The sequence below is a fragment of the Candidatus Tumulicola sp. genome (assembly GCA_035601835.1).
Taxonomy (GTDB): Bacteria; Vulcanimicrobiota; Vulcanimicrobiia; order Eremiobacterales; family Eremiobacteraceae; genus DATNNM01.
Genome location: DATNNM010000007.1, coordinates 88,703 through 105,241 on the forward strand (window position 1 = coordinate 88,703; position 16,539 = coordinate 105,241).

At 64.9% G+C, this 16,539-nt stretch carries 15 protein-coding genes; 5 read left to right on the forward strand and 10 right to left on the reverse strand.

Features of this window, described 5'->3' with window-relative positions:
* Window positions 1–2 precede the first annotated feature (2 nt).
* The 5 genes from mutL to VN934_02270 all read right to left on the reverse strand — a co-directional run bounded on the left by mutL (window position 3) and on the right by VN934_02270 (window position 8,046).
* Window positions 3–1,712: a DNA mismatch repair endonuclease MutL gene (gene mutL / locus VN934_02250; GenBank protein ID HXM17610.1), complete on the reverse strand. Its 1,710-nt coding sequence runs from the start codon at window positions 1,710–1,712 to the stop codon at window positions 3–5.
* A gap of 47 nt (window positions 1,713–1,759) precedes the next feature.
* Entirely contained in the window at window positions 1,760–3,253 is a 1,494-nt protein-coding gene (locus VN934_02255) for a sensor domain-containing diguanylate cyclase (GenBank protein ID HXM17611.1), read from the reverse strand.
* Between the two features lie 70 nt (window positions 3,254–3,323).
* On the reverse strand, window positions 3,324–5,870 hold the full coding sequence (gene mutS / locus VN934_02260) for a DNA mismatch repair protein MutS (protein ID HXM17612.1): 2,547 nt from the start codon (window positions 5,868–5,870) through the stop codon (window positions 3,324–3,326).
* Window positions 5,843–7,165 carry a tRNA (N6-isopentenyl adenosine(37)-C2)-methylthiotransferase MiaB gene (miaB, locus tag VN934_02265; GenBank protein HXM17613.1) on the reverse strand — a complete coding sequence of 441 codons (1,323 nt, stop codon included), beginning with the start codon at window positions 7,163–7,165 and terminating at the stop codon, window positions 5,843–5,845. Before miaB ends, mutS begins: the two co-directional genes overlap by 28 nt.
* A 50-nt stretch (window positions 7,166–7,215) precedes the next feature.
* Complete coding sequence (locus tag VN934_02270; protein ID HXM17614.1) at window positions 7,216–8,046, reverse strand: PEGA domain-containing protein; 831 nt, start codon at window positions 8,044–8,046, stop codon at window positions 7,216–7,218.
* Between the two features lie 55 nt (window positions 8,047–8,101).
* Between VN934_02270 and der the strand changes: the two genes are divergently transcribed.
* From der to VN934_02290, 4 genes are read left to right on the forward strand one after another with little or no spacing between them, the layout of a single operon-like run.
* Window positions 8,102–9,487 (forward strand): ribosome biogenesis GTPase Der, encoded by a 1,386-nt coding sequence (gene der / locus VN934_02275; GenBank protein ID HXM17615.1) that lies wholly within the window; start codon window positions 8,102–8,104, stop codon window positions 9,485–9,487.
* A 2-nt stretch (window positions 9,488–9,489) separates the two neighbouring features.
* On the forward strand, window positions 9,490–10,092 hold the full coding sequence (gene plsY, locus VN934_02280; GenBank protein HXM17616.1) for a glycerol-3-phosphate 1-O-acyltransferase PlsY: 603 nt from the start codon (window positions 9,490–9,492) through the stop codon (window positions 10,090–10,092).
* A 4-nt stretch (window positions 10,093–10,096) separates the two neighbouring features.
* Complete coding sequence (efp, locus tag VN934_02285) at window positions 10,097–10,654, forward strand: elongation factor P (protein HXM17617.1); 558 nt, start codon at window positions 10,097–10,099, stop codon at window positions 10,652–10,654.
* 15 nt (window positions 10,655–10,669) lie between these two features.
* Window positions 10,670–11,515, forward strand: a complete 846-nt coding sequence (locus VN934_02290; GenBank protein ID HXM17618.1) for a sulfurtransferase — start codon at window positions 10,670–10,672, stop codon at window positions 11,513–11,515.
* Here VN934_02290 and VN934_02295 read toward each other — a convergent pair.
* From VN934_02295 to VN934_02310, 4 genes are read right to left on the reverse strand one after another with little or no spacing between them, the layout of a single operon-like run.
* On the reverse strand, window positions 11,512–13,119 hold the full coding sequence (locus VN934_02295) for a retropepsin-like aspartic protease (GenBank protein HXM17619.1): 1,608 nt from the start codon (window positions 13,117–13,119) through the stop codon (window positions 11,512–11,514). The genes VN934_02290 and VN934_02295 overlap by 4 nt on opposite strands.
* A 46-nt stretch (window positions 13,120–13,165) precedes the next feature.
* Window positions 13,166–13,915 carry a TIGR00266 family protein gene (locus tag VN934_02300; protein HXM17620.1) on the reverse strand — a complete coding sequence of 250 codons (750 nt, stop codon included), beginning with the start codon at window positions 13,913–13,915 and terminating at the stop codon, window positions 13,166–13,168.
* The gene (locus tag VN934_02305) at window positions 13,915–14,184 is read right to left on the reverse strand and encodes a GIY-YIG nuclease family protein (protein ID HXM17621.1); all 270 of its coding nucleotides are present in this window, start codon (window positions 14,182–14,184) and stop codon (window positions 13,915–13,917) included. Before VN934_02305 ends, VN934_02300 begins: the two co-directional genes overlap by 1 nt.
* Window positions 14,180–15,025, reverse strand: coding sequence for a bifunctional 3-deoxy-7-phosphoheptulonate synthase/chorismate mutase (locus tag VN934_02310; GenBank protein HXM17622.1), 846 nt, complete (start codon window positions 15,023–15,025; stop codon window positions 14,180–14,182). Before VN934_02310 ends, VN934_02305 begins: the two co-directional genes overlap by 5 nt.
* Before the next feature lie 98 nt (window positions 15,026–15,123).
* On the opposite strand from VN934_02310, the gene VN934_02315 reads away from it, so the two are divergent.
* Window positions 15,124–15,951: a sulfite exporter TauE/SafE family protein gene (locus tag VN934_02315; protein ID HXM17623.1), complete on the forward strand. Its 828-nt coding sequence runs from the start codon at window positions 15,124–15,126 to the stop codon at window positions 15,949–15,951.
* A gap of 3 nt (window positions 15,952–15,954) precedes the next feature.
* Here VN934_02315 and VN934_02320 read toward each other — a convergent pair whose 3' ends face one another.
* Window positions 15,955–16,521 (reverse strand): UbiX family flavin prenyltransferase, encoded by a 567-nt coding sequence (locus VN934_02320; protein HXM17624.1) that lies wholly within the window; start codon window positions 16,519–16,521, stop codon window positions 15,955–15,957.
* Between the last annotated feature and the right edge of the window lie 18 nt (window positions 16,522–16,539).

The following is a 16,539-nucleotide window of genomic DNA, read 5'->3' on the forward strand; positions in this document are numbered from 1 at the left end:
GGCTACGTCCGGCGGAACGCTTTTGCCAGCGCCGATGCGTCCAGCCGAAGCATCGTCGGGCGGCCGTGCGGACACGTGTGCGGATCGTCGCAGCGCAGCAAGCGCTCGTACAGCGCCGCTTGCTCGAGCAGGCTCAACGGCTCGTGGGCACGCACGACGGAGTGACACGCGATCGTCGCCAGCAGCCTGTTGCGATGCGCGACGCCTTCCCGCGGCGCGTCATCGGCCACCAGATCTTCCAAGATGCCCGGCAGATCGAAGCGGCGACGCTCGTATCCGGCCGGAAGCGATGCGATCCGGTAAGCGCCGCTTTCGCCGAACTCCTCGATGACGACTCCGGCGGCCCGCAATTCGACGTCGTGCTCGTGCAGAATCGCGGCCTGCGCGGGCGTGAGCTCGACCACCATCGGAAACAACGTTTGCGCGGATCCGCTCTGTGCAGAGCCTGAGGCTTTGGCCCCGGTCTCCAGCAACGCTTCGTAGGCTATCCGCTCGTGCGCGGCGTGCTGATCGATGACGATCATGCCATCCGCATCGCCGGCCACGATGAACGTGCGATCGATCTGCCCGTAGACCCGCACCTCATTGCGCGACGATTCGGGAATCGAGGGCAATACGGAGATGAGGGGCGCCGCTTGGGGGCCGGCCGAACCCGGCAGCCCGGGGCCGCCGACTTCGAGCGTGCCTATCGGCAGAGCGCGAGCCGGCTCCACTGCGCGCAGCGTGCTCGCGATCGCCAAGCGCACGGCGTCGAAGACGGCGTTGCCGTACGCGAAGCGCACTTCGATCTTGGTGGGATGCACGTTGACGTCGACGTCTTCGGGTGGCAAGCCGACCGCGAGCATGCCGAACGGGAAACGCCCGGTCATGCCGAACGCGCCGTAGCCCGCAAGCCACGCCGCGGCGAGCGCCGGGCTGCGCACCAGGCGTCCGTTCACGAAAAAGACTTGTTGCGCGCGATTGGTCCGGTCGTGACCCGGCGCGCTCACGTAGCCGGTGACCGCTTCCCGTCCGGCGACGTCGGGCGCGCTGATCGCCACCAGCGTTCCTCGCGCGCCTTTGCCGAACACCATCTCCAGCCGATCGACCGGATCGGAGACGGCGGGCAGACTCCACACGTCGCGGCCGTCGTGCCGCAGGACGAACGTTACCCGCGGCCAGCCGAGCGACACCTGGCTCAAGTACCCGCTGATGCGGGCGAACTCAGCACGCGCGCTCTTGACGAATTCGCGCCGCGCGGGCGTGAGCGCGAACAGATCGCGAACCGTCACCTTGCTGCCCGGAGGCGCCGCGTGCGCCGCTGGCTTGCCGACGGAGACGCCTCGTGCCTCGATGCGCGCGCCGATCTCCACGCCGCGGGGACGGGAGATGATCTCGACGTTGCCGGCGGCGGCGATGCTGGCCAGGCCTTCGCCGCGAAAACCCAGCGTCCGGATCGCGAAGAGATCCGCGGCCGCCGCCAGCTTGCTCGTGGCGTGGCGTTGCAGGGCCAGCGCGAGCTGCTCGCGGGGGATCCCGGCGCCGTCATCCGCGACGGCGATAAGCGATCTGCCGCCGTCTTCGACGTCCACGGCGATGTGCGTCGCGCCGGCATCGAGGCTATTCTCGACGAGTTCCTTCACCACGGAGACGGGCCGTTCGATCACCTCGCCGGCCGCGATCTGCGCTATGGTCGCATCGTCGAGTTGGCGGATCGCGCCGCGGCCGTCCATGCGCCACGATTATGTCTTGCCGGACTAAAGTCCGGCATACCACAGATCTAGGTGCGGACGGGAAGAACCATATCGGTTCGGCCGGCCAGCTTCACGTTGTTGCGTCCGGAACGCTTCGCCGCGTACATCGCCGAATCCGCAGCCTGCACGAGCGCGGCCTTCTCGGAGACGTCTTGCGGATAACCGGCGACCCCGATCGATGCTGTGATTTTGGCGACCTTCTCGCCCAAGGCGAAATCCATGTCCTCGATCGCCTCGCGCATGCGGGAGGCCACCATCGCCGCTTCAGCCTTGATCGTTCCGGGCATGAGCACGACGAATTCATCGCCGCCGTAGCGGCAGCAGATGTCGACCTTGCGGGCGTGCTGGCGGATGACTTCGCCTACTTTGCGGAGCAGATCGTCACCCTGCGGGTGCCCGTACGTGTCGTTGACGCGCTTGAAGAAATCCACGTCGAGGATCAGCAGCGAAAGCGATTGACGCGTGGTGCGCGCGCATCGGAACTCCGTCTCGAGCCGCTCTTGGTATGCGCGGTTGGTCAGCAGACCCGTCATCGAGTCGGTTTCGGCGAGCTCCAGCGTCTTGGTGTGCAGGCGCGCGTTTTGAATGCCGACGGCGGCGAGGCGGACGAGCCGATCGATCAGCCGTTGATGATCGAACCCATAGATGCCGGCTTTCGTCGAGGTCAGGGCGATGCAGCCGATGGTCACGCGTTCGCTCACGATCGGAACCGCAAGGCAGCCGTGCACCGCTCGCGGCTTCGTGACATGCGTTTCGCGATAATCCTTTTGCAGATCGGCCACGATGATCGGACGCTGCTCCATCGCAGCGTGGCCGATGACGCCTTCACCGAAGCGCAGACTCGCGCCGCGATAGTAGTCCGCGTACACCCCGTCCACCGCTTCGGCGTGCAGCATTTCTTCTTTGGCGTCCTCGTCGAAGCGCGCGATGAACACCACGACGTTGCTCCACGGCACCGACTCTCGGAATTGACGGATCATCTGCACGAGTTGGGTCAAGACCTCGGGCATCGTCACTTTGACGCCGAGATCCGAGCCGGCTTCGAGCACCTTGTTGATCGCGATGATCTGATAGTCAGCGCGGCGCCTGCCGTACAGCCCGTATGCGGCGCCGACGTACGTCAGCAACGAGGTGCATAGCGGGAACATCAGCGCGCTTGCGAGATCGGTGGAGCGCGCGAACAGCATCATCGCCGCGATGGCCATGGCGGCGAACAGCAAGGCCAGCAGCGCGGTCACGACGGGAAGGGCCGCCGCGTCGAGCCCGGCTAGCATGATCAGCGCGCTGAAACCGGAGTAGTACGCCACGGCGATGGCAGCCGCGATGTCGAGCAGCACCAAGAGCAGGAGCGTGGTTTTCGAAAGGTCTTCCGAGCGATCGGGGGCCCTGTTGAATACTTTGGGCCCAAGGGCGATGCCGCTCGTCAACAACCCGTAACCGACGAGGCTTGGGTACATCCAATAGGGGAGCGCGTCGCCAAGCGGCGCGATCAACGCTTGGACGATGGCAAGCCATCGCATCGCGGCGATGAGAACGGGAAATGTCAGTCCGCGCGCGGCGTTCAGGGCGATTCTCCTAAGAGGAGTGAATTTAGACGAGTTTTAGCTGGGTATCGTCTGGTCCAGCGCCTTCCCGGCGGCGCCGCGGTGGGGGTCCGGAGCTCACCGGCCTTTCCTCAATATCATCGGCAATTTCTTGCGCGCGGCGCACGACGTCCGCTGGCAGGCCGGCCATTTTGGCGACGGCGATCCCATATGAGCGGCTGCTCGAGCCATGCAGCAAGCGGTGCGAGAATACCGGCCCGCCGGGCTCCTCAGCGACCGCCACGTGCAAGTTCTGGACGACCGGGTAGGCGCTCGAGAGCTTTACGAGTTCGTGGAAATGCGTCGCGAAGAGCACCATGGGCATGCCCGCATCGAGACCAAGCAGGTGTTCGCACACCGCCTGCGCGATGGCCAGGCCGTCCGTCGTGCCGGTCCCTCGGCCGACCTCATCGATGAGCAGCAGACTCGCGCGCTGACTGCGGCGCAAGATCAGCGCCATCTCCGCCATCTCGACGTAGAAGGTCGAGCGGCCGGCTGCGATGTCGTCGCCCGCGCCGATGCGCGTGAACAAGCGCTCCACGATGCCGATGCGCGCGCTCTCCGCCGGCACGAAGGAGCCCATTTGCGCGAGGATCGCGAGCAGCGCGGTTTGCCGCAGGTACGTGGACTTGCCGCCCATGTTCGGGCCGGTGATCAAGAGGAAGCGCTGCTCCGCGTCGAGATGGCAATCATTGGGCACGAAGTCGACGCCGCCGTACGCCTCGACGATCGGATGGCGACCCGCGACCACGTGCACTTCATCGGCCTCGACGATCTCCGGCCGGACGTAGCGCCGCTCGCCGGCCACCTGCGCAAGCGAGCAATACACGTCGATCTCCGCGACGGCTTCGGCGAGCGAGAGCAGCGCATCGCGCGACGCCGCCACCGTTGCCACCAGTTCGTCGAACAGTTCGCGCTCCACGGCGATCTGGCGCGAGCGCGCGCTGAGGATCTCTGCCTCGAGCGCGCGCAGCTCTTCATTGACGAAGCGCTCGGCGTTGACCAGGGTTTGGCGCCGCACGAAATCGGCCGGCACGCTGTCGGCGTGCGCGCGCGTCACTTCGAAATAATAACCGAACGCCTGCGTATACTTGACTTTGAGCGATTTGATGCTCGTGCGCCGGCGCGTTCGTTCCTCGAGTGCCAGGAGATGCTCGCGCGTCTTGGTGCGCAACTCCACCAGCGCGAGCAATTCGGGCGAGTGTTCGGGCCGGATGGCGCCCCCATCCGCGAGGTTCGCCGGCGGATCATCGGCTAGCGCCGCCCGCAGCTGCCCCGCCAGCGGCCCTGCGACGGTCATGTAGCGTTCCGAGCGAAGCTCGGAGAGCCTTTGCGTCGCTTCCAGCGAGTCGCGCAGCGCCGCCAAGTCTTTCGGACCCGCGCGCAGCGCCGCAACTTTTTGAACGATGCGCTCGATGTCCGCGATGGAGGCGAGCGCTTCTTGAAGGCGCACGCGCAGCGCCGCCGCCAGGACCAGTTCTTCCACGCGATCGTGGCGGGCGCGGATGCGCTCGACATCCACGAGCGGCGCGCACAGCCAGCGCGCCAGCATGCGGCTGCCCATCGGCGTCTTGGTGCGCGACAGCACGCCGAGCAGGGAGGCGCGCGAGTTCTCGCCGCTGCCGCTCGTGAGGTCCAGGTGACGGCGCGTCGCCGGATCAAGCATCATCGAGGCGCGCGCGGTCCGGGCCCGCGCCCGCGCGGTAATCGCCCTGCCGTCCAGCCGCAGATAGGTCAGGTACGACGAAAGCAGCTCGAGCGCCGAGTTCGCAGCCGGGCGTTCCGAGCGCGCGAATTCCTCGAGCTGGCTGCCGTCGAGCGTCGCCGCTTGATCTTCCACCTCCGCGACCGCGATGCGGCACTGCGCAGAGACGAAGGGGCGATAGCGCGCGACGTCTGCATCGTCGGCGACCACGATCTCCGAGGGTGCGGTGCGATCGAACTCGGCCGCCAGTTCGTCGTCGTTTTCGACCACGCACACGCTCGCTGAGCCCGTGGAGACATCCGCAGATGCCACCGCGGTCACGCCGGCCTCGGTGGCGATCGCACACAGGTAATTGTTGCGCTCGGCGGCCAGCAGGTGCTCTTCGAGCACCGTCCCCGGCGTGATGACGCGAACGATTTCGCGGCGCACCAGGCGGTTGGGAGCCGGCGGCTCCATCTGCTCGGCGATCGCGACGACGCGCGCCTGTCTGATCAGCCGCGCGAGGTAGATGTCGAGGTTGTGGTGCGGTACCCCGGCCATCGCGACGCGCCGGCCCTTGCCGGCTTCCTTCGAGGTGAGGATGATATGAACTGAAGCTGCCAGGTCTTCGGCGTCGGCGCCGTACGCTTCGTAGAAATCGCCGACGCGCGAGAGCATCAAGGCCTCGGGATACTGCGCTTTCAGCGCGACATATTGCGCGATGAGCGGTGAGCTGGCGGTCGCCTCTTCGGCCGCGACCAGCGCGTGGCCATTTTCCGCCGTGCCGGCGGCGTCGCGATCTTGGTGCGGGGCCCGCGCACCGCGTGCGCTCTTGCGAACCTTTAGGCCACCTGTCCGGAGAGGCCCCAGTTGAAGGCGCGATCAATCGCGACGCGCGCGACCGGCGCGTGCGCGGTGGCGTCCGTTCGCGGATAGATGACCGTCACGTTGTGCCCGCTCTTGCCGGCCATGTTCGAAGGATCTTTCTTGGAGGGGCCTTGCGCCAGCACTTCGAGCGTCTCGCCGATGAACGACTCGTGGAAGCGCCGCGTGGCTTCGTTCTGCGCCGCGTTGACCGCCTGCAGGCGCCGGATCTTCTCTTCCGGCGGCACTTGCGGCGTCATGCTCGCAGCCGGCGTGCCCGCGCGCGGCGAGAACGCGAAGATGAACGCTTGCTCGAACGTGCCGCGCTGCACGATGTCGAGCGTCTTGAGGAAATCATCCTCGCTTTCGGTGGGGTAGCCGACGATGAGGTCGGTGGTCAGCGCCCAGCCTGCGAGGCGCTCCCGGAAGTACGCGATCTTGTCCAAGTATTCTTCAATCGTATACAACCGCGCCATTGCAGCGAGCACGGAGTTGCTGCCGCATTGCACCGGCAGGTGCAGGCGCGGCGAGACGTTGGGCAATTGCGCCAGCGCGTCGACGACCTTCGGTCCGAAGTCCTTCGGATGCGAGGTGATGAAGGTGAGACGCTGGAGTCCTTCGATGGAGCCGATGCGCAGCAGCAGATCGCCGAAGTCGAGCCCCGTGGGTTCCCACAAGTACGAGTTGACGTTTTGGCCGAGCAGCGTGATCTCGCGAGCGCCGCAGCGGATCTCGCGGCGCACCTGCGCTTCGATCTCGTCGGGGTCGATGCTCTCAAGCGGGCCGCGCGTGTACGGCACGATGCAGTAGGTGCAGAATTTCTCGCAGCCGCGCGTGATGTTCACGAGCGCGCGCAGGTGCGCGAACTCAAGGGCGGCGTCGTGCGCCGGATCGTCCTCGGCGGAGGGCATGACGAAGTCGGTGCCGGGGGGCGGCGCGTCGGTGGGCACGCCCCATTCGCCGAGCAGCGCTTTGAAACGCTTGTATTCGCGCGGACCGAGCAGCGCGTCGACGAACGGCGCCTTCTTCTGCATGATGTTGCGGTCTTTTTCCGCGAGGCAACCGGCGACGAGCAGTTTCGTCTGCGGATGCTGCTCTTTGAGGACCTTGAGCTGGCCGAGGCGACCGTAGACGCGCAGTTCAGCCTTTTCGCGGATGGCGCACGTGTTGATGATGATGATGTCGGCGTCTTCAGGCTGCTTGGCGAACGTGCAGCCCATCGACCAGGCCTGATGGGCCAAGCCGTTTGAATCGGCGACGTTCATCTGGCAGCCGAATGTCTGCAGATAGATGGAAGCCATTGGCCGGCCTGGTTCGCGCCGACCGCTTGAGGTTCCCCGCGTGGTGGCGCTCACTTCACGCCCTTGATCTTTTGCAGCAGCGATTGCGGCAGGTAGAGCTTGCCTGCGACGAGGGCCGGTGATATCTCGAGCGTACCGGCTTTGCCGTTGTAGGTGTAGGAGCGCGACCCGATCCTGCACTTGACCTGGACGCCGCGATAATGGATCGTGATCTGGTCGCCGGACCGCGCGATCGCTTCCGGCGGCAAGAAGCTGCTTGCCGGCGCAAGGATCTCCTCCGCCTCGGGGTTGGAACGCGCGGACGCGAGGTTCACGGCGATCGAGGTCGTCGTATCAGGATACACCTCCACCGCGCGCAGCAGGTGAGCGCCGCTCTTGGGCACGACCGACACGATATGAAACCCCGCCTTCACTTTCACGGCGCCGGCAACGGGCAGAGTTCCGATTTTCGAGCCGTCCACGAACACGCTCGCGCCCGCGGGTGAACCGCGAACGAAAAGCGCCCCTTCCCCCTTGCTCGCCTGCGCGGGCGCGCGCGTCGCCTTCTCGAGGACCAATGCGATCATGGTGACGTGCCCGACCGCGATGTCGGTCGATGCGGTCTGCGCTTGCCAACCCGTGCGCGAGACGGTGAAGGCATGTTTGCCGGGCGTCAGCAGATCGATGTACGTGGGCGAACGCCCGGCGTACTGACCATCCACCCACACCTCGGCGCCTTCCGGAAGCGTGGTGACAAACGCGCCCCCGTGCGAAGGGAGTTGCGTCGCGGTGGGTGCGGCAGTGGGTGCCACGCTGACTGACGGAGCCGCTGTAGGCGAAGGGCTCGCGAACAACATCGCAGAGCGTAGGGCGAGTGCGACCACGATCGCGAGTTGAAGCATGCACGAACCTCCCTGTGCCGGGAGATGCGACCCGCGTGCCGAATCAACCTACATCGTGTCCGCAACGCCTATCGTCGCGCTCGTTGGACGTCCCAACGTGGGCAAGTCCGCGCTGTTCAACCGCCTCGTCGGTCAACGTCAAGCGATCGTCGACCCGACCCCCGGCGTGACGCGCGACCGCCTGTACGCGCCCGTGGAGTGGGCCGGCCGCACCTTCACGCTGGTGGACACGGGCGGGATCGAGACGGGGCGCGTCGAGGATCTGGCCGCGCAGACGCGCGTCCAAGCAGAGATCGCCATCCAAGAAGCAGACGCGATCGTTTTCGTCGTCGATGCGCAGACCGGGGTGATGCCGGGTGATGTCGACGTCGCCGCGCTGCTGCGCCCGCAGCGCGAGAAAGTGCTGCTGGTCGCCAACAAGGTCGAATCGCCCGCCACCGATGCGGCGATCTACGAGTTCTGCGGGTTGGGCTTTGACGTGCCGTTCGGCGTCTCGGCGATCCATGGGCTGCAGAGCGGCGACCTGCTCGATGCCATCGCGGCGAAATTGCCGCCGGCGGGCGACGTCGAACCCGAAGGTGACGATCGCACGATTCATCTCGCGATCGTGGGCCAACCAAACGTCGGAAAGTCGTCGCTCGTGAATGCGCTGCTCGGCAGGCAGCGCGCCGTGGTATCGCCTGAACCGGGCACCACGCGCGATGCGACCGACACCGCCATCAGCCACGGCGAACGCGAGTATGTCCTGATCGACACGGCCGGGCTGCGCCGGCACGACAACTATGGCGGCGCGCCGTTGGATTACTACAGCTCGCTGCGCGCGGTGGCGGCGATCGGCCGCAGCGACGTCGTGCTGCTGCTCATCGACGCTCAAGTCGGCGTGACCGCGCAGGATCGGCGCATCGCCGGTCTCGCGGTCGAGCAGGGCAAGGCGCTCGCGATTTTGGTGAACAAGTGGGACCTCATCGATGCCGCGAAATTCGATCGCAAAGAGATCGAAGCGGCCCTGCGTCAAGACTTCGCATTCGCCCCCTACGCGCCGATCCTGTATGGCTCCGCGCTGACCAAAAAAGGGCTGCACAAGATCTGGGGGAGCGCAGCGTCGCTGTTCGACGAGCGGCGCAAGCGCGTCACGACCGCAAAACTCAATCAGGTCGTGCGCGATGTCTTCCGAGTGCATCCACCGGCCATGTTCCGCGGCCGCGAATTGAAGTTCTATTACGTGACGCAAGCGGGCGTAGCGCCGCCTGAATTCGTGTTTTTCGTGAACGACCCGAGGCTGCTGCACTTCTCCTACCAGCGCCACATCGAAAACGCGCTGCGCGACGCGTTCGGGTTCGTGGGAACGCCGCTGAGTTTGGTGTTCCGGCCGCGCGTGCGGCAAGACGCCACCAAAGCGGAGGACGCGATCTTGGATAAGGCCGGGAGCGAGCGCGCGTGACGATGCCCGCGCTTCTCGATGTCGCGCTGGTCGTCGGCGCGTACCTCGTCGGCTCGATCCCCATCGGGATTCTGGTGGGGCGCGGATTCTTCGGAGTCGATCCGCGTTCGGTCGGCAGCGGCAATATCGGCGCCGCCAATGCGCTGCGCGCGTTGGGCAAAGTCGGCGCGGTGCTGGTGCTGCTGGGTGATGTCGTCAAAGGCATCGCTCCCACCGCCGGCGCGCTTTTCTTGTTGCATCGCTCGCCGGCGGCCGTCGCTGCGGTAGGGCTTGCGACGATCGTCGGACACAACTGGTCCTGCTTTTTGAAATTCTCGGGCGGGAAAGGCGTGGCGACCAGCTTGGGCGTAATCGTGATCCTGTCGTTCCCGGCCGCGCTGGTGTGGGCGGTCGTCTGGCTGGCAACGGCGCTCATCACCCGCTACTCGTCCTTGGCATCGCTGCTGGCCACCGTGTCGGTGCCCATCGCCCTCTTGGTCTTCGCACAGCCGCTCGCGTACGTCGCCTACGCCGTCGTGACGCTGATCCTCGTGGTGTGGCAGCACCGGGCGAATATCCACCGCCTTCTCGACGGCAGCGAACTGCGCATAGGAGCCAAAACGTAGCCGCATGATCTCTTCGAACGATTTTCGCACCGGCATCAGCATCATCGTCGATGGTCAGATCTGGACCGTGGTGGATTTCCAGCACGTGAAGCCCGGTAAGGGCTCGGCGTTCGTGCGCACGCGTTTGAAGAACGTGATCCGGGGCAACGTGCTCGAGAAGACCTTTCGCGCCGGTGAGATGCTGCAGCGCGCCATTATCGACACGCGCGACATGCAGTACTTGTATGGAAGCGGCGATGAGTTCCATCTGATGGATCAATCGAACTACGAGCAGGTCGTGCTCGCCCGCGACATGCTGGGGGAGGGCTCCGACCTGCTCAAAGAAGGCATGGTCGTCAGCGTTCAGTTCCACGACGGACGCGTGATCGGCGCAGAGCTGCCTAACCACATCGAGTTGGAAGTCGTCGAGACCGAGCCCGGCTTTCGCGGCGACACAGCGACCAACCTCACGAAGCCGGCGAAGGTCGAGACCGGGGCGACCGTCCAAGTGCCGATCTTCATCAAGGTCGGCGACCGCATCCGCATCGACACGCGCGACCGCAAATACATCTCCCGAATGTAGAGCGCCCAGGACTCTATGAGTAAAGAGGTCTACGCAAATCCCAACGCGCTGGTCTCCGCGGATTGGCTCGCCGCGCATCGTGCCGATCCAGGCGTGCGCGTCGTCGAGGTCGACGTCAGTCCGAAGTCGTACGACGAAGGCCATATCCCCGGCGCAGTCTTTTGGGATATTTATAAGGCCCTGAAAGATCCGAAGTACCGGCTCGTCGACGATGTGGCGTGCGCGAGCCTCCTCAGCACATCAGGCATCACCCCGAGCACGAAGGTCGTGTTCTACGGGTATGGGCCTGCGCTGGGTTATTGGTTGCTGAAGTTGTACGGCCATGCCGACGCGAGCGTGCTGAATCTCTCGAAACGGCAATGGCAAGAAGACGGCCGGCCGTGGACGACCGATCGGCCCGAGCCGATGGCAACGCACTACCCGCTACCCGAGCCGAATGGTGAGATTCGAGCCCAGCAGCCGATGGTCGCAGCGTCGATCGGCGACGCGGAATGCGCGATTCTCGACGTGCGCAGTGAAGCAGAATTCCGTGGCGAGCGGTTCTGGCCGTCCGGCGCTACGGAGAATACGGGCAGAGCCGGGCACATCCCGGGCGCGCTCAACGTCACGCTTGACGCGGTCGTGAATGCCGACGGATCGTATGCGCCGGTTGATGTGCTGCGTCGGACGTTCCCCGCCCGGCTTGACGACGTCCGCGACCTCATCACCTATTGCACGATCGGCAATCGGGCAAGCGTCGCGTGGTTCGTGCTCTCGGAACTGCTGGGTCGTCGCGGCGTTAGCGTCTACGATGGCTCCTGGGCAGAATGGGGTTTCATGCCGGCCACTCCGATCGAGACGGAGACACCGAAGCAGCGCTAGCCGGTGTGCGTCACGCTCCGATAGAGGCCGTTCGGGGCCAAGATCATCCTGCTCCGATTGTAGTCGAAGTAGATGGTGAAGAGGCGCAAGAAGGTGTAGCCGATGAGTCCGTCGTGCTCGCCATCGTCGAGTCCCTCGTTCGGATCCGTCTTCTCGATCACCCAGTTGACGAAGTTCACCGGACCAAAGCTGAACTTTTCGATCTCGGTCGGCCAGACGCGAAACGATCCGCCCACGCCACCGGCAAAGAGCAGATCACCGAACCCGAGTCCGTTGATGGCTTTGGCCTCGGCTCTACCTCGGCCCAAATCCGACGTCTCTTGCGGATGCGCGAGCGAGAATTTTGAGAAGACGACCACGTCCCCGGCACCCGTATCCACGATGAAGTGGTCGTCGTACGCGCCGCCGATGCCGGCGCGGACTTCCGGAACGCTCGAGTCCAACGTGATCGGCATCTGACCGAGCGCGTCGGCGGGCATCTGAAACGCATCCGGTTTGATCGCCACCATCTTCTGCTTATCGTAGTCGATCTTGAGGACGCAATCGGCGATGAAGTCGAAGCCGACGAGCCCGTTGATCTTCGTATCCGCCCGCACGTTGCCGCGAAATGGAATGCCGTACACCGCGACGTTGCGCATCGTGAGGTCACCGAAATGGATCTCGGGGACGATCGAGCGCACCAACTCGAACTGGCCCGCAGCCGTCGCGTTGATCCTCCCGTACCGCTTCAAGCCGAGGTCCGCCAGGAGACCGCGGTCGATGAAGATGCCGCCCGCTCCAGAGTCGAGCATGAAGTCGTAGCCTTTACCGTTGATGAACAGGCGCGTGATGATGTGACCGTCCACCACGCGCATCGGTAATTCGACCGATTCTTTCCCGACTGGGAATTCGACAAGGGCGCGGGCGTCTTGGCGGATGTTCAAATCGTTGAGCGATACCGGCACGTTGACGTCCAGTTTGGACACTTTCCAGTCCTCGTCGTTCGTCAGATCGCCGTCCGTGACGTGATAGTGCCACGCAAGCACCGCGCCCTTGGTGTCGCGGAAGTCGTCGTACGTCCGCACAGTGCGAAATCGTCCGTCGAAGGTCTCATCGCGCACCAGCAAGCCGGACTTGACGCCGTAAAAGCGCCATTCCAGGAGCCCTTCTTGCGGGTGCACTTCGACGACGTACGCCGCAACCGGCGAGCTCGTCTCGCCGAGGAGCCGCGCCGCATCGACGGTGGCGCCGCCCTCGAGCGCCTTGATCGCTAGTCTGTTCATATCCGCGCGGCCGCGCAATCCCGAAAGAGCTACCGTAAGGCCGTTCTCATTCTGAGTCCAATACTGGCCGTTGAGGCGCCCGGCGAGGTCGGTGAATGGGCCGTACGTGTCGGTGGTCAGATAGTCGCGCCCGACCGCGATCGTGTCGGTCTTGCCCAAAAATCCGCCGGCCGAATACGAGTAGTCGAGCACGTAGCTCGTAAAAGTCTCAAGCGCCTTGCCTCGCGCATTGAGGTTGGCCGAGATGACGCCGCTCAGCGTTGCGGTGGTCGGCTTGATGCCGGGGGGCTGACTGCCGAGGCCGTCGGCCCAAGCGGCGCGCGCGATAGCGACGGCGCTCATCGCCATTAGTACCGTCACGAGGCATGCACGAAACGTCAGCATGGCTTCAGCCGCTGAGGCCCTTGAGCACCGCGCCGGCGATGCCGCCCGCCACGCCGGCACCCGCGGCTTCGCCGCCGATGTACTGGCCGATCGCATGTGCGAGATTGGGCAGCGTCAGCGACTGCAGCCATACTTTGCCGGGTCCGCTCAGTTGCGCGAGAAACACGCCGTCGCCGCCGAAGATGATGTTCTTGATGCCGCGGATCATCGTGATGTCGAACTTGACGCTCTCGTCGAACATGCCCACATGGCCGGGATGCACCAGCAGCGTTTGGCCGGGCGCGAGCTCGTAGATCACGATCTCGCCGCCTAGTTCGATCCAGGCGCTGGCGGTGCCCGCGAGTTTCTGAAGGATGAAGCCGTTGCCGCCGAACACGCCGGCGCCAAGGGTGCGTTGAAAACCGATCGAAAGCTCGACGCCGGACGTGCCGCACACGAAGCCGTGTTTATGGATCATGTAGCCCTTGCCGGGTGTGACGTCGACCGGGAGGATCTGCCCGGGGATCTTGGCTGCGAACGCCACCATACCGGCCGCGTTTTGCGCGCTGTACTCGGTCATGAACAGACCGCCGCCTCCCAGCGCGCGCTTGAGCGCACCGAACAGACCGGCCGAGCCTGCCATTTGGGTCGAGGTGCGCATCTGCACGTTCGCCGACATCCACGACAGTTCGCCCGGCGTCGCCACGATGCTCTCACCAGCGCCAAGCGTCATCTCCAACACGGGCATCGTCGTGCCCAGAATGCGATGATCCATTATTTTCCTCTTCTGCGAGCGCGCCAACGCTTCGCGAGCGACTGCTTGAATGCGTGCGTCTGCTTCTTCAAGAAGATCTCGAACTTCAACGCATCGCCCAGTGAAGCAAAGCTGCGCGCGTAGGCCAGCGTGACCGGCAATCGCCCGCGCAGCGACTTCGCCCCGGCGCCGGCGTTATGCCTCTCCACGCGTGCGCGCGGATCGAGCGCGTAACCGCAATAGTACGCGCCGTCCGCGGCGCGGGCGAGATATACGTAGTGCTTCTTAATGGTCGGCCGGTACGGCGGGTTTTGCTAGGGACCCGTTCGACGCGGCGATGCGCGAACGCAATTCGATCCATGGTTGAAGGTCGTCGATGAGCCGCGACGCCTCTTCCAACGAGAGCGCCTGATCGGCGTCCGAGAGCGCAGCTTGCGGATTGGGGTGCACTTCGACCATGATGCCTTCCGCACCCAGGGCGACGCAGGCGCGCGCGAGCGGCATCACGATGTCGGTTCGGCCGGTCGAGTGCGAAAGGTCCACGATCACCGGCAGATGGCTCATCTCATGCAACAACGCCACGCCGGCCAGATCGAGCATGTTGCGCGTCAGTCTTTCGAACGAGCGCACGCCCCGCTCGCACAAGATGACGCGGTCGTTCCCGTTGAGCACGTACTCGGCCGCCAGCAGCAGCTCTTCGATGGTCGCCGACATGCCGCGTTTGAGCAGGACCGGCTTGGGCTGCTTGGCGAGTTTCTTCAGCAGCGAAAAGTTTTGCATGTTGCGGGCGCCGACTTGCAGGATGTCGATGTGCTCTGCGACCAGCGGCAGCGATTCTGTGTCCATCACCTCGGACACGGTGATCATGTCGTGTCGCCGCGCGGCGTCTGCAAGAAGGCGCAGGCCTTCTTCTTCAAGTCCCTGGAACGAGTACGGCGAGGTGCGCGGTTTGAACGCGCCGCCCCGGAGGATGCGAACGCCCTTGCCTGCAAGGTGAGCGGCGGTGGTCTCGATCTGCGCGGCCGATTCCACACTGCACGGCCCCGCGACCATATGGAAGCCGCGGTTCAGATTGACGCCGCCGACCGTGAGGCCGATATTGAAGCCCTTACGCGCGCTGTACAGCGCCATGAATCGCGACCCTCTGTGTGTGGCTGGCTGTTACCCGCCTCACTTCGCGTTTGGCGGCGCGCGCCCTCGCGTGTGGGTGCCACCGGTGTCGCAGGCCGATGCCCTGGTATGAGTTCGTAGCCTTCGTCGCGCTCGGCCTGGTGGTCGGCACCTATGGCACGATGGTGGGCGTAGGCGGCGGGTTCTTGATGGTCCCGGTCTTCTTGTTCATGCACCAGCCTGCGAAGGTGGCTGCGGGCACGTCGCTTGCCGTCGTGTTGGTCAACTCGGTGTCCGGCACGTTCCAGTACCTTCGTCAGCGAAGGGTCGATCTCGTCAGCGGTTTGATTTTTTCGATCGCAGGGATCCCCGGCGCGCTGCTGGGCGCGTATGCAGACCAGTTCATACCGCATCGCGTGTTCACGCTTCTGTTCGGGGTGCTCTTGCTCGTCGTGGGCGCGCGCATCTTGCTGGTGCGCGAAAAAGCCGAGAGCCTATCTGACGATTCGACGCCGCCGCGAGGCGCGGCTTCGGCTTGGCACATGCGCCGCGATTTCGACGACGCGCGCGGCGTGCGGCATTCGTACCGCTACAGCTTGATCGGCGGTATCGCGGTCTCGGTCGCAACGGGATTTCTGGCGAGCTTGTTCGGGATCGGCGGCGGGGTCGTGCAGGTCCCCGCGATGGTGTATCTCTTCGGATTCCCGGCGCACGTCGCCACGGCCACGTCGCAATTCATCATCGCGGTGACGTCGTTTTTCGGAACCGCTTCGCATCTGTACTACGGCGACGTGCTTCCGCTGCCGGCGCTGGCGTTGGCGCTCGGGGCGATCGCCGGCGCGCCGCTCGGGGCGTTCTTGGCGTTGCGCATGAAGGCTGCGCCGCTGATGCGCTGGTTGTCGCTGGCGATACTTTTCGCGGCGATCTATTTGATCATCGCGAGATAGGCGCTACCTGGAGCCCTTCCAGCGGGCGAAGAGTTCGTGGGGGACGCCAAGCGCGTCGAGCGCTTTGCCGACGATGTGGTTCACGATGTCGTCCACGGACTTCGGCTTGTGGTAGAAGCCTGGCATCGGCGGAACGATCATGGCGCCGATCTCCGCCAGCCGCATCAGCGCGCGCAAGTGGCCGAGATGCAACGGCGTTTCGCGCACCACCAGCACGAGCCGGCGTTTCTCTTTGAGATGCACGTCCGCCGCGCGCACCAGCAGCGTGTCGTTTTGCGAATACGCGATCGCGGCAGCGGTCTTGATGGAGCAAGGGATGACGACCATCCCGTCGGTCTTGAACGAGCCGGAAGAGATCGCGGCCGCAAGGTTTCGCTCGTCATGCACGACGTGTGCGAGCTTGGCGACCTTCGCCGGCGTGTACGAGGTCTCGAGCCGCATCGTCACCTTGGCCTGATCGGTCATCACCAAATGGACCTGCGCTCCTTTGACCGAGCGGAGCGCCTCGAGCGCGCGGATGCCGAGAATCGTGCCGCTCGCTCCGCTGATGCCGACGACGTAGGTGGCCATGCGTCCGACTTCAGGGCG